Raw genomic sequence first — 13,286 nt, 5'->3', positions numbered from 1 at the left:
ACCAGCGCGGATATCGTCGCCGGGTGCCTTCTCTAGCAACTCCCGCGGTGCCGCCCGGCGCGATGTCCACGACGAAACAACCCGAGATCGACGGCGATGGCGTCCGGTTGCGACCCTGGCGTGCGGACGACCTCGAGGTCGTGCTGGCCGGCTACGCCGACCCCGGCGTCCAGCGTTGGCACTGCCGTTCGATGACCCCGCTGGAAGCGGAGGCCTGGATCGCGTCGTGGCGCGGCCGCTGGAGCGGCGAGAGCGGCGCCGGCTTCGCGATCGAGCGCGCCGGCGCGGTCGTCGGCCAGATCAGCCTGCGCCGGATCGACCTGGCCGAGGGGCTGGCCGAGGTCTCCTACTGGGTGCTGCCCACCGCCCGCGGCGCGGGAGTGGCCGGGCGGGCGTTGACCGCGCTCACCGGTTGGTCGTTCGGCAAGCTCGGGCTACACCGGATCGAGGTGGCCCACTCGACCGCGAACCCGGCCTCGTGCGCGGTCGCCGAACGAGCCGGCTTCGCCCTGGAAGGCACCAAACGCGCCGAGGCGAAGCACGCGGACGGCTGGCACGACATGCACCTACACGCCCGCCTGTCCACGGACTAACAGGCCTCGCCCTGCGGCCCGCGAACCCACGGGCGTTGGCCCTGGGCCGGGGACCTGCGGCGTTGGCCCTGGGGCCGCGGACCTGCGGCGTTGGCGCTGCGGGCCGGGAGCTACGGGCCTTGGATCTGCGGGCCACCGAAAGCCGGCATTGGTCGGCCGTGTCGCGGACCTGCGGGCTACCGATCAGCGGCGTATCGGATCAGGCGGTCCTGTGCCTCGGCGTATGAGGTTGCGGCGGGCGGTGCCTGGCCGTCGCGGACCGCGGTGGCGACGGCGACCGCCGCGTCCAAGGCCGCGCGGTAGGGGAGTGAGCCGGTGCTGACCCGGCGGATGCCCAGGTCGGCCAGGTGCGGCAGGGACAGCTCCGGGATCACCAGCACGTTGACCGGCACCGGCAAATTAACCGCGAGCTCGCGAAGCTCGGCCGGCTTCGTCGCGCCCGGGACGAAGATGCCGTCCGCGCCGGCCGAGACGTAGGCGGCGGCCCGTTCCAGCGTTGCCGAGAGGGTGGCGTCCTGGCCCAGCCAGTATGTGTCGGTGCGGGCGTTGACGTACACGGCCGGGTTGCGGTCCTTGATCTCCGCGATCTTCTCCGCGTGGGCCGCCGGCTCGACCAGCCGGCCGTCCGTGCTGTCCTCCACGTTGACGCCCGCGACGCCCAGGCTTGCCACGTAGTCCGCTACCTCGCCCGGGTCCGCCGAATAGCCGTCCTCGATGTCGACCGAGACGAACGCCGGCAGGGTCGACAGGGCGTGGGCCAGCGCCCGGGACGCGTCGCGGGTCGCGGCTCGGCCGTCTGGAACGCCCAGGGCCGCTGAGACGCCGAAGCTCGTCGTGCCTACCGCGGCGAAGCCCGCCGAAACGAAGGCCAGCGCCGAGGCGACGTCCCACGCGTTGGGAAGCAGCAGCGGGAGCGCGCCGTCGTGGAGGTCTCGGAACGTCATGCCCGGACGTTACCGGGCCGGACTGTCAACAACGGCTCATCCGCTTTTCTCTGAGGCGAGTGCTACGAAGGCCGGGTTGAGTTGGCGGGCGTTGAAGACCACTACTACCGGCCACAGGGACTCCGCGGCCGCCAGGAAGCGTTCCGTCAGGCCGATCTGGTCGCCGCGGTTGAACAGCTCGTACGCGAACCAGAACAGCAGGACGATCATCACGCCGACGGCCAGCAGGGACGCCGTCGGGCGCAGGGACCACGGGGCGAACGGCTCCGTGCGGAAGGCGAACGCCGGCCAGACCATGAGCGCGACGAAGCCCGCGCCGGCGACCAGGCCGTGCATCGCCGACTGGCCGACCACCGGCTGCGGGAAGAACGCGCTGGCCAGGGAGACCACGCCGCCGAAGACCATCACGACGCGGCCGGCCAGCATCGCTGGGCGCAGGCCCAGGCCGGTCACGATGAAGCAGATGCCCATGCCGGTGAAGCCGATGACCATGATCCAGCGGTCGGTGGCGCCGAGTCCGCCGAGGGCGCTGATCGTGTCGCGGGTCGAGCTGTAGCTCGCCGACTGCCGTGCGGTGGCCAGCACGAGTCCACCCAGGAGAAAGATCGGGGCCAGGATCGCCGAGACCAGGGCCCACCCCGGCACCGCACGCACCGCCCGATTTTGGCATGGTTCGTGCCAACTACGCCGGGTTTTTGATCACGCCGCAACCTGGGACGTTTTTCACATCCGGGTCAAGCTGTGAGCCGATAATCAGCTTTGCCGGGCATGGTCCATGCCACCCCCGCCCGCAAGAGGGAGACATGGCAACCGTCCTCTATCGCCTCGGCCGCGCGTCCTTCCAACGGCGCCGGCTCGTCGTCGCCCTCTGGCTCGTGGTCCTGGTCGCGCTCGGCGCCGCCGCCGCCGCGTTCATGAAACCGACCACCAACGACTTCACCATGCCGGGTACGGAGTCACAGCGCGCCATCGACGCCCTGGCCCGCGAGTTCCCCCAGGCCAGCGGCACCACCGGCACGATCGTGATCGCCGCGCCGCAGGGCCGCACGCTGCGCGACGCCGACGCCAGGGCGGCCGTCGAGGCGGTGGTGCGCGAGGCCGGCTCCCTGCCCGGCGCGGTCGCCGCGGTCGACCCGTTTGCGGCCGGCGCCGTCTCGCAGGACGGCCGGCACGCGCTGGTCCAGGTGCAGTTCGCGGCCCAGGACGACGCGATCACCGACGCGCAGCGGGACGCCTACGCGCACTCGGGCGCCGCCGCCGAGCAGGCCGGGCTGCGGGTCGAGCACGGCGGCGAGGTCATGCACAACCAGCCCGAGATGGGCGGCACCGAGGGCATCGGCGTGTTGATCGCGCTAGCCGTCCTCGTGGTCACCCTCGGCTCGCTGGTCGCTGCCGGGATGACCATGCTGACCGCGCTGATCGGGGTCGGCGCGGGCATGGCCGGGCTGTTCGCGCTCAGCGGCGTCGTGGGCCTGACCAGCACCGCCCCGATCCTCGCGCTGATGCTCGGGCTGGCCGTCGGCATCGACTACTCGCTGTTCATCACCTCCCGCTACCGCCAGCACGTCCGCGACGGGGTGCCGCCACCCGAGGCCGCCGGCCGGGCGCTCGGCACCGCCGGCTCGGCCGTGCTGTTCGCCGGTGGCACGGTCGTCATCGCGCTGGCCGGCCTCGCCCTGGTCGGCATCCCGTTCCTGACCGTGATGGGCCTGGCCGCCGCCGGCACCGTCGCCGTCGCCGTGCTGGTCGCGATCACCCTGCTGCCCGCGCTCCTGGGCTTCGCCGGCCGGCGCGTGCTGCCCCGCAAGGCGATCACCCTCGAGCAGTCACACCGCCGCGAACCGGCGGGCTTCCGGTGGGCCAAGCAGGTGATCCGGTTCCGGGTGCCGTTGCTGCTGGCCGGCCTGCTCGGGCTCGGCGCGCTCGCGCTGCCGACCCTGGACATGCGGCTCGCCCTGCCCGACGCCAGCACCGCGCCGGTCGGCAGCCCGACCCGGGCCGCCAACGACCTGATCACGGAGGGCTTCGGGCCGGGCTTCACCGGGCGCCTCGCCCTGGTCGTCAGCACCGACAGCGTGGCCGCCACCACCGCCGCGGTGGCCGAGGTTTCCCACGATCTCGCGGGTACGCCCAACCTGCTGGCCGTGACACCGCCGAACCTCAGCCAGGACGGGAAGACCGCGCTGCTGGGTGTGGTGCCGAAGACCGGGCCGACCGACCCCGCCACCGAGACGCTGGTGCACGACATCAGACAAACCGCCCGCGGGGTGGCGGGCGCCGACATCGCGCTCACCGGCCAGACCGCGGTCGGCATCGACGTGTCGGCGAAGCTGTCCCGCGCCCTGCCCACGTACCTCCTGCTGGTCGTCGGCCTGTCGGTCCTGCTCCTGGGCGTGGTGTTCCGGTCGGTGCTCGTGCCGATCAAGGCGGCGCTGGGCTTCCTGCTCACCGTCGGCGCGACGTTCGGCCTGACCACGCTGGTCTTCCAGCAGGGCCACCTGGCCGGGCTCGTCGGCCTCGACACGCCCGGCCCGCTGGTCAGCTTCCTGCCGATCCTGCTGATCGGCATCCTGTTCGGCCTGGCGATGGACTACGAGGTCTTCCTGGTGTCGCGGATGCGCGAGGACTTCGTGCACGGCGACACGCCGACCCGGGCGACGGTCAACGGCATGGGCCACGGCGCCCGGGTCGTGACGGCGGCCGCCCTGATCATGACCGCGGTGTTCGCCGGCTTCGTCCTGCTCGACGACCCCGTGATCAAGTCGATGGGCTTCGCGCTCGCGGTCGGTGTGGCGGTCGACGCGTTCGTCGTGCGGCTGACCCTCGTACCCGCGGTGATGTCGATGCTCGGCCGGTCGGCGTGGTGGCTGCCGCGCTGGCTCGACCGGATCCTGCCGGACGTCGACCTGGAGGGCGCGAAACTGCGCCGGCACCTCGACGCGGCGGCGAACGACCGCGAGTTGGCCGACGTCACGACCCACTGACCCGCGCGGTCACGCCCCCTGCGCCGCGAAGCCGTCGCGCCACGTCGGGTGGAGCGGGTTCCAGCCGCGGGAGCGGGCCAGGTCGTTGGACGCGCCGCGGGCCCAGTCCAGCTGGCCCGGGGTCGGCCCGGGTGCGGGCACGCCGAGCGCGGCGGACAGGACCGGCAGCCAGTCGCGGCCCGGTGCCGGCTCGTCGTCGACCACGTTGACCGGCCCGGACGGCCAGTCCAGCGCGGCGACGGTGGCCCGGGCGGCGTCGGCCACGTGCAGGAACGAGCTGACAGAGCCGTCCGCCTTGAGGTACGCGAGCATCCGCGCGTTCTGGTCTCCGGCCAGCGCGGCGGCGACCGGGCCGCCGGGCGCGTACCAGGTGCCGGGGCCGTACAGGATGCCGAACCGCAGCGACACGGCCGTGCCAAGCGAGGCGGCGGTGTCCTCCATCGCCTTGATGCCGTCGACCATCGCGCCGCGCGGCTGCTCGGCACCGAAATCCAACGGGGTGGCCTCGTCGGCCGGCTTCTCGCCGGGCTCGTACACCCAGGCGAGCGACTGCACGACGAACCGTCCGACGCCGGCGGCCTTCGCCGCGTCGACGAGGTTGCGCGTGCCGTCCTTACGCAGGCGGTCGGTGGCCGCGCCGTCAGCACCCGACAGGTCGGTGAGCTGGTGGATCACCGCGTCCGGCGCGGCGGCCACGACCGCCGCCCGCAGCGCGTCCCGGTCGAACGCGTCCGCCCGCAGGCCGGTCGCGCCCTGACGCCGGATGGCCTCCACGCCGGCCTGGTTGCGAGAGATCCCGGTGACCTGGTGTCCCGCGTCCAGCAACAGTGGAACGAGCTGCCGGCCGACCGCGCCGGTGGCGCCCGCGACGAAGATTCGCATGATGATCATTCCCCCATGGAGTGAGTGAGAGGTGGTGAAGCAGGACGCCCAGGGCCGCTCCGAGCATCGGCGCTACGAGGTAGATCCACAGGTCGACCGTCTGCCCCGACAGCGCGGCCGGGCCGAACTGGCGGGCCGGGTTGATCGAGCCGCCGCTACGCGGCCCGAGCAGGGCTACGACCAGACCGACATAGAGCCCGATGACATACGGCACGGTGCGGGCCCACGACGGCCGATCGAGCAGGAAGCCGATCAGGGCGATCAGCACCAGCATCCCGAGCACTTCGGCGATGAAGACGGACACCGGTTGCCAGGTCGGCGCGGGCCTGATCGCCGCGTAGTTGACCATCGGCGTGGCGGCGTGGCCGCCCCAGACCAGGCGGCCCAGGAACGTCCCCGCCGCGGAGCCGGCGAGTTGGGCGAGCACGTACGGCAGGACGCCGCGCCCTGGGAAGAGCTTCATCAGCCACAGGGTCAACGTCACGGCCGGGTTCATGTGGCCGCCGCTGCGGCGGCCGAGCGGTGACAGGATCAGCGCCGTCAGGATCACGCCGCTGACCGCACCGACAACGGCGAGTGCGGAGCCCAGGTCGGCGACGAACAGCGGCGAGCCTGGATCGCGTAGCCACCGGATCACCGTCAACGCCAGGAACAGCAGCACCGTGGTGAGCACGAACTCGTCGGCGGCACGCCTCAGCGTCGGGCCTGTCCCGTGCGCTTCCTGGTTCGTCATGCGAACGACGCTAGGCGCGTAGTGGAGCCGGAGTATGGTCCACTTTTGTGAGGGAAACGGGAGCCATTTCGGCGGGCGCCGACCTGTTCCTGGAGCTCAAGGGGCATCGGCTGCGGGCCGGCTTCGTCAAGGCCCTGCGCGACGCCGTGCGCAGCGGCCGGCTGGCACCAGGCACCCGGCTGCCGTCGTCCCGGTCGCTCGCCGCCGATCTCGGCATCGCCCGCAACACGGTGGCCGACTCGTACGCCGAGCTCGTCGCCGAGGGCTGGCTCACCGCGCGGCAGGGCTCCGGGACCCGGGTGGCCGTGCGGGCCGAGCCACGGGCCCGACCCGCCGCGCCGCGCACGCGGCCGACCGCGTCCGGGCCGACGTACAACCTGCTGCTCGGCTCGCCGAACCTCGCCGAGTTCCCCCGCGAGCTGTGGCTCGCCGCCGCCCGCCGCGCCCTGACCGCCGCCCCGAACGAGGCGTTCGCGCTCGGCGACGCGCTCGGCCGCGTCGAGCTGCGCACCGCTCTCGCCGGCTACCTGGCCCGGGCCCGCGGTGTCGACGTCGAGCCCGGCCGGGTGATCATCTGCTCGGGTTTCCACCACGGACTGCAGCTCGTCGCGACGGCACTGCTGGCGCGGGGAGTGGGGACCTTGGCCGTCGAGGCGTACGGCCTGGACATCTACCGCGACCTGCTGGCCGACCTCGGCCTGCGCCTCCTGTCCCTCGCGGTCGACGAGCGCGGTGCCCGCACGGACGACCTGCCTCCGCGTGGTGGGGTCGGCGCCGTCCTGCTGACGCCCGCCCACCAGTTCCCGACGGGCGTCGCCCTGCACCCGGAGCGCCGCGCCGCCGCGATCGACTGGGCGCGGTCCACCGGCGGCCTGATCCTGGAGGACGACTACGACGGCGAGTTCCGCTACGACCGCGAACCGGTCGGCGCCCTGCAGGGACTGGACCCGGAGCGGGTGGTCTACTTCGGCACGGTGAGCAAGTCGCTCGCCCCCGGGCTGCGGCTGGCCTGGATGGTGGTGCCGGCCGACCTCGTGCCGGACATCGTGGCGGCCAAGGGCCACAGCGACTGGGTGTCGAGCGCGCTGGACCAGCTCACGCTCGCGGAGTTCATCGCGTCCAGCGCCTACGACCGGCACGTCCGCACGACCCGGCTGCACTACCGGCGCCGCCGCGACCAGCTCGTCGCGGCCCTGGCGCAGCGGGCCCCGGGTGTCCACGTGTCCGGCCTGGCCGCCGGGCTCCAGGTGGTGGTCGAGCTCCCGCCGGGCACCGAGCGCGCGGTCGTCGACGCGGCGGCCCGGGAGGAGCTCGCGGTCAGCGGGATGGCCGAGTTCCGCTACGAGGCCGCGGACCCGCGGGATGCCCTGGTGGTCAACTACGCGGCGCCGTCGGGGACCGCCTGGACGGGCGCGCTGGACACCCTGTGCTGGGTGCTGGCCACGGTCACCCGTCGTTGAACGCCGCCCGCATCCGCTCGTCGAACCGGCCGTGCGCGGTTCGGCGGGTCAGCGCGAGGCACACCCGCCGGAGCCATTCGTCGAGCTCGCCGGCCGATGACAGGACGCCGTCCGCGCCGGACGCCTTGGCCTGGGCGCGCAGGTCGTCGGTGACCCGGGCGGTGAAGAAGACCGCCGGCCCGCCGTAACCGGTGGCTCGAATCCGCGAGAGGTCGTCGAAACCGACCTCGCGGCCCTTCCGCGTCACGTCCGAGATCAGGGCGTTGAAGCCGACCGCGCCCAGGAACTGGACGGCCTGGTTGGTGGTCATGGCCGGGTAGACCACGGCGCCGCGGGCGGTGAAGGAGCGGACGAGGATCTCGTTGCTCTCCGGCTCGTCGTCGAGCCACAGCAGGCGAATGCCGTCGAGGTCGTCCTTCGCCGGCGCGCGCACCGCCTGCTCCCCGAGCAGCTCGCGGGCCCGCTCGCCGACCCGAGGCAGATCCTCGTCGGCGATCCGGCGCAGTTCGGCGCGGGCCGCGACGATCTGCGCGGGCTGGCCCCCGCCGAGCCACTCACCGAGCGTGTCGAGCGCCGCCGCCCGGATCCCGGGTCGCGGGTGGTCGAGCAGGGCCCGCAGGTCCGGCGGTACGGGCGCGGCGGTGACCCGCATGCCGGCCGGGTTGCGGGCCAGCACGATGGGCGCCTCGGTGCCGAACGACCAGCGCTGCGGCGTCTGCCCGGGCGCGGCGGCGACCACCCGCCGGTGCGCGAAGGCGAACGCCTCGTCGACCGTGATCAGGCCGTCGTCGTCGGTGTCGGCGGCGCCGCTGCGCAGGCCTTCGACCAGGGCGGCGGTGAACACCGAGGGGTGCGGTTCGAGCGGATCGCCCTCGAACGAGTACTCGGTGGCGCGGGAGGCCGTGAGCACGACCGTGCCGCGGGCCTTGAGCTGTGCGACGAGCGCGTCCTCGCCCTTCGCGCCCTGGGCGAACGCGCCGCTGAAGCAGCAGTCGAGGACGACGACCTGCGCCCGGGCACGGCAGTCCTCCATGCGGTCCATCAGCCAGCCGGCCTCGACGGCGGTGGCGGCGAGCTGGGCCTTGACCGTGTCGGCCGACGCGAACCAGAGCCGCCGGCGGGCGTCGAGCAGCCCGTGGCAGGACAGGTAGACCAGCGCCAGGTCGTCGCGGTCGCAGCTCGCGGTGAAGTCGACGACCGCCCGGCGTACGTCGCCGGCGCCGCCGTCGGTCACCTCGGTGACCTCGAAGCCACCGGCCGCCGGATCGGCCAGCACCTCGCGCAGCGCGGCCGCGTCGTGCACGGGCGAGCGGAGCCGCCGAAGAGCCGGGTCGGTGTAGGTCGCGGTGGCGACGACCAGCGCCCGGCGCGGTCCGGCGGGCAGCGGCGGCGCGGCCCAGGTCTGTGCGTTCGTCATGCCTGGTCGTCGGGCGGTGCCACGCGGGCGAGGTAGGCGTCGACCAACGCCGCGCGCTGCTCGCGGGTGACCGGGCCGGCGAACTTCTGGCCGTCGATCTCGACGGTGACGTCGGCGGGCTGCCGGGACAGCCACGACACCAGCACCGCCAGCACCGCCTCGACGGCAGGGGGCGCGACGGAGATCAGCAGCGCGCCGACGGCCAGCGCCTCGCCGGCCTTGCTGCCGTGGGGCGACGGGCCGGTCGGACGGGTCACCGACTCGACGTCGAGCTCGAGCAACTCGTCGCGGAGGCCGTCGGCCAGCCGGGCGAGCAGGTCGTCGTCGACGTCGGCAGCCACGTCGACCCGAATCCGGAGCGCCATCGGGCCAGGCTACCGGCTGGCCGGCAGCCGACGGTATCGATGACGGCGAGTAAGCGGACCAACACCGTCAATTGTGGATCTAAGCGGCGGCCCAAACGTGAGCGCCGTCACCCAACGTGAAATTCGCTTCGATATTCGTACGCGTGTCTGGGAACATCGGGTCGCCTCGATCGGGGCGGGTCGATCCTGGGGGGAGATCGCGTATGACTACGCAGGCCGTGCCGGCGGCTGGGTCCGACAAGCTCGACAGCGGTGTGCTGAAGGTGGCGGGCGTGGTGGTGCTCGGCGCCATCATGTCGATCCTCGACATCACCGTCGTGAGCGTCGCCCTGCCGAAGTTCCAGAGCGAGTTCAACGCCACGTACGCCACCGTCGCCTGGACGATGACGGCCTACACGCTGGCGCTGGCGACGGTCATCCCCATCACCGGCTGGGCCGCGGACCGGTTCGGCACCAAGCGGCTCTACCTGCTCTCGCTGGTGCTGTTCGTCGGCGGTTCCGTGCTGTGCAGCTTCGCCTGGGACATCGGCCCGCTGATCGTGTTCCGCGCGATCCAGGGCCTGGGCGGCGGCATGCTGATGCCGCTCGGCATGACGATCATGACGCGGGCCGCCGGCCCCGACCGGGTCGGCCGCGTGATGGCCGTGCTCGGCGTGCCGATGCTGCTCGGCCCGATCGGCGGCCCGATCCTCGGCGGCTGGCTGATCGAGGCCGCGAGCTGGCACTGGATCTTCCTCATCAACGTGCCGATCGGCATCGTGGCCTTCGTGCTGTCGCTGCGGATCCTGCCCAAGGACCAGCCGCAGCCGTCCGAATCGTTCGACTTCCTCGGCATGCTGCTGCTCTCGCCGGGTCTCGCGCTGTTCCTCTACGGCGTCTCGTCGATCCCGGGTGAGGGCAAGGTCGGCTCGGCCAAGGTGCTGATCCCCGCGCTCGTCGGCCTGGCGCTGCTGGTCGCGTTCGTGCTGCACGCCCTGCGCAAGCAGCACCCGCTGATCGACCTCGGTCTGTTCAAGAACCGCAACCTGACGGTCTCGACGATCACGCTGACGCTCTTCACGGTCGCGTTCATGGGCGCGATGCTGCTGTTCCCGAGCTACTTCCTGCAGGTCCGCGGCCAGTCGACGCTCGACGCCGGCCTGCTGATCGCGCCGCAGGGGCTCGGCGCGATGGTCACCATGCCGATCGCCGGCCGGCTCACCGACAAGATCGGGCCGGGCAAGCTGGTGCTGCCGGGTCTGCTCCTGATCGCGCTCGGCATGGCCGCGTTCACCCAGGTGACCCCGGACTCGTCGTACGTGCTGCTGCTCGGCTCGTTGTTCGTCAGCGGCCTCGGCATGGGCATGACGATGATGCCGATCATGTCGGCCGCGCTCGGGTCGCTGACCCACCAGCAGGTGGCGCGCGGCTCGACGATGATGAACATCATCCAGCAGACCGCCGGCTCGATCGGCACCGCGGTGATGTCCGTGATCCTGACGAACCGGGTGCTCGACAGCCAGGAGGCCACCGCCTACAGCGCGGTCACGCAGGGCCAGGTGCCGGCCAGCCAGGTGCCGCCCGCGGTGCTCGAGCAGGGTCAGGCCTCGCTGGCCGACGCGTTCGGCCACACCTGGACGATCGCGGTCGTGCTGATCGTGCTCTGCCTGGTGCCGGCGCTGTTCCTGCCCCGCAAGCGGATCGAGAAGGCGGACACCCCGGACGACGCGCTCGCGGTCCCGATCGCCGTCCACTGAGCACTCAATCCGGGCGAACAACGCCCGGATTGACTGGACGACCATCTCGGACGAACCGGGCGGACGACACCGTGCGGCTGACGTCCGCCTGGCCAGTCCATGGTCGTGTACGGCAGGATCGGTCGCCGTGACCGGAGGATGGCAACGACGCTGGTGGCTGGTGGGCGGAGCGATCGCCCTCGCCGCCGTCGTGACAGGCGTGTTCGCGCTGCGTGGAGCGGGCAGCGCGTGCGCGGCGGCCGCGGCGACCAGCGGCAAGGCGACGTTCTACACCGACGACGGCGGCAACTGCTCGTACCCGAGCCCGCCGGACGACCGGCTCTTCGTCGCCCTCTCGCCCGCCGAGTACGCCGACGGCGCGAAGTGCGGGGGATACCTCGACGTCAAAGGCCCGAACGGCAGCGTCCGCGTCAAGGTGGTCGACCAGTGCCCGCCGTGCACGTCCGGCCACATCGACCTGAGCCGTGAGGCGTTCGCGCGGATCGGTGACCCCGTCGACGGCATCATCCCGGTCACGTACACGACCGTGACCAGCCCGAAGACCGGCAACCTGACCTTCCGCGTCAAGGAGGGCTCGTCGGCGTACTGGTTCGCGGTCCTGGTCGACAACACCGGCAACGCGCTGCGTACGATCGAGGCCAAGGGCCCGGGCGGCTCCTGGCGGTCCGCGCACCGCGAGCCCTACAACTACTGGCTGATCGACGGCGGGATCGGCTCCGGCCCCTACAGCGTCCGGGTCACCGACGTGCGCGGGCGCACGGCCACCGCGACCGGCGTCAAGCTCGCACCCGGTTCGACCCAGACCTCCCGGGTACGCCTCGGCGGCGGGAACGCTCCGACCGAGTCGAAGACACTCCCCACGAAGAAGCCGACACCCAGTCCGAAGGCGACGCCGACACCGACCGCGCTGCCGTCCACGACGCCGTCGGCGGGAGCACCACCGGAGGCCGTGGCCCTGGGCGCCGACGTGCCGGTCGACGCGGGCCTGGGTAGCCGCTGCGACTGACCCCGCCAAACGTGGCGCGGTTCACTGTGGACGGCTCGTCCTGGGGCGATGCATTTTCACGTCCTTGCGTACGATCGGTCCCGTGGCTGGACCGGAACTCATCGACGCCGATCAGACGCCGACCTCGCCGGTCGCGTCCGACACCCCCGCACCGCAGGAGCCGAAGCGCAAGCGGCGCAAGCTGCGGCTCTTCCTGCTGATCACCGGGCTGGTGCTGGTGGTGCTCGCGGGCGGCGGCGCCCTCGCCGGCGTGCTCTACGTGCGCGGGGTCGAGAAGAGCATCGACAAGGTGGACGCGTTCACCGAGGTGCCGGCGCAGCACCGGCCCGACAAGCTGGTCGCCGAGGCGATGAACATCCTGTTGCTCGGCAGCGACTCGCGCGATCCCGACAACACCGAGGGCTCCCGCAGCGACACCATCATCCTGCTGCACCTGCCGTCCGACCGCGCGACCGCGCAGCTCATCTCGATACCCCGCGACACCTGGGTGCACGTGCCGGAGTCCAAGGACGGCAAGCACGGCAACCGCGACGCGAAGATCAACGCGTCGTTCGCGTGGGGCGGCCTGCCGCTGATGGTGCAGAGCGTCGAGGAGTTCACCAAGGTCCGCATCGACCACGTCGTGCTGATCGACTTCGGCGGCTTCCAGCAGATCGTCGACGCGCTGGGTGGCATCGACGTCGACGTCGACCAGAACTTCACCTCGCACCACCCGCCGTACCGCAAGTTCACCAAGGGCACGATGCACATGGACGGCACGGTCGCGCTCGACTTCGCCCGCCAGCGCAAGCAGTTGGCCGACGGCGACTTCGGCCGGATCCGCCACCAGCAGGCGGTGATCAGGGCCATTCTCGACAAGGCGGCCTCCGGCGGGCTGCTGACGAACCCGGCCGGCCTCAACAGCTTCCTCAAGGCGACCGCCAACGCCGTGGCCGTCGACAAGACACTGTCCATCCTCGACCTCGCACCGCAGTTGCGTCATCTGCGCAGCGACAGCCTGGCATTCCTGACCACCCCGACCAAGGGCACCGGCATGGTCGGCTCGGAAAGCGTGGTGTTCGCCGACACCACGAAGTCGAAGCAGCTCTATGACGCCGTGCGCCGCGACGCCGTTCGGGAGATCCTGGACAAAGCCAAAGCCAGCTGACCGAGGAGCAGCAGCGGGG

Annotated in this window: 11 protein-coding genes and 1 pseudogene; 6 read left to right on the top strand and 6 right to left on the bottom strand. The window is 72.2% G+C overall.

The window, feature by feature from the left end:
- Positions 1–23: 23 nt before the first annotated feature.
- Positions 24–593 carry a GNAT family N-acetyltransferase gene (locus CHC05_RS02825; protein WP_245870628.1) on the top strand — a complete coding sequence of 190 codons (570 nt, stop codon included), beginning with the start codon at positions 24–26 and terminating at the stop codon, positions 591–593.
- Between the two features lie 176 nt (positions 594–769).
- Here CHC05_RS02825 and CHC05_RS02820 read toward each other — a convergent pair whose 3' ends face one another.
- Both CHC05_RS02820 and CHC05_RS02815 read right to left on the bottom strand, forming a co-directional pair.
- Positions 770–1,537, bottom strand: coding sequence for an isocitrate lyase/PEP mutase family protein (locus tag CHC05_RS02820; protein ID WP_089244281.1), 768 nt, complete (start codon positions 1,535–1,537; stop codon positions 770–772).
- Between the two features lie 36 nt (positions 1,538–1,573).
- Entirely contained in the window at positions 1,574–2,191 is a 618-nt protein-coding gene (locus CHC05_RS02815) for a DUF998 domain-containing protein (protein WP_089244279.1), read from the bottom strand.
- A 149-nt stretch (positions 2,192–2,340) separates the two neighbouring features.
- On the opposite strand from CHC05_RS02815, the gene CHC05_RS02810 reads away from it, so the two are divergent.
- Positions 2,341–4,521: an MMPL family transporter gene (locus tag CHC05_RS02810; RefSeq protein WP_089244277.1), complete on the top strand. Its 2,181-nt coding sequence runs from the start codon at positions 2,341–2,343 to the stop codon at positions 4,519–4,521.
- Positions 4,522–4,530: 9 nt separating this feature from the next.
- On the opposite strand, the gene CHC05_RS02805 is transcribed toward CHC05_RS02810, so the two are convergent.
- Both CHC05_RS02805 and CHC05_RS02800 read right to left on the bottom strand, forming a co-directional pair.
- A complete protein-coding gene (locus CHC05_RS02805; RefSeq protein ID WP_089244275.1) occupies positions 4,531–5,403 on the bottom strand; it encodes an NAD-dependent epimerase/dehydratase family protein in 873 nt (290 codons plus the stop codon).
- Positions 5,404–5,449: 46 nt separating this feature from the next.
- Positions 5,450–6,136: pseudogene (locus CHC05_RS02800) on the bottom strand (MIP/aquaporin family protein); the annotation flags it as partial.
- 47 nt (positions 6,137–6,183) lie between these two features.
- On the opposite strand from CHC05_RS02800, the gene pdxR reads away from it, so the two are divergent.
- Positions 6,184–7,596, top strand: coding sequence for a MocR-like pyridoxine biosynthesis transcription factor PdxR (gene pdxR / locus CHC05_RS02795; protein WP_089244273.1), 1,413 nt, complete (start codon positions 6,184–6,186; stop codon positions 7,594–7,596).
- Here the strand turns inward: pdxR and CHC05_RS02790 are convergent.
- Positions 7,583–9,013, bottom strand: coding sequence for a caspase, EACC1-associated type (locus CHC05_RS02790; RefSeq protein ID WP_089244271.1), 1,431 nt, complete (start codon positions 9,011–9,013; stop codon positions 7,583–7,585). The genes pdxR and CHC05_RS02790 overlap by 14 nt on opposite strands.
- On the bottom strand, positions 9,010–9,378 hold the full coding sequence (locus CHC05_RS02785; RefSeq protein ID WP_089244269.1) for a hypothetical protein: 369 nt from the start codon (positions 9,376–9,378) through the stop codon (positions 9,010–9,012). Before CHC05_RS02785 ends, CHC05_RS02790 begins: the two co-directional genes overlap by 4 nt.
- A gap of 203 nt (positions 9,379–9,581) precedes the next feature.
- On the opposite strand from CHC05_RS02785, the gene CHC05_RS02780 reads away from it, so the two are divergent.
- From CHC05_RS02780 to CHC05_RS02770, 3 genes are all read left to right on the top strand, one after another.
- Entirely contained in the window at positions 9,582–11,114 is a 1,533-nt protein-coding gene (locus CHC05_RS02780) for a DHA2 family efflux MFS transporter permease subunit (protein ID WP_089244267.1), read from the top strand.
- Between the two features lie 127 nt (positions 11,115–11,241).
- Complete coding sequence (locus CHC05_RS02775) at positions 11,242–12,120, top strand: expansin EXLX1 family cellulose-binding protein (RefSeq protein ID WP_245870627.1); 879 nt, start codon at positions 11,242–11,244, stop codon at positions 12,118–12,120.
- An 82-nt stretch (positions 12,121–12,202) separates the two neighbouring features.
- Positions 12,203–13,267, top strand: a complete 1,065-nt coding sequence (locus CHC05_RS02770) for an LCP family protein (RefSeq protein ID WP_089244263.1) — start codon at positions 12,203–12,205, stop codon at positions 13,265–13,267.
- Positions 13,268–13,286 lie beyond the last annotated feature (19 nt).

The organism is Asanoa hainanensis, assembly GCF_900188485.1.
Classification (GTDB): Bacteria; Actinomycetota; Actinomycetes; order Mycobacteriales; family Micromonosporaceae; genus Asanoa; species Asanoa hainanensis.
The sequence above is the reverse complement of the archived record's forward strand: the minus strand, read 5'-3'. Positions and strand labels throughout refer to the sequence as shown.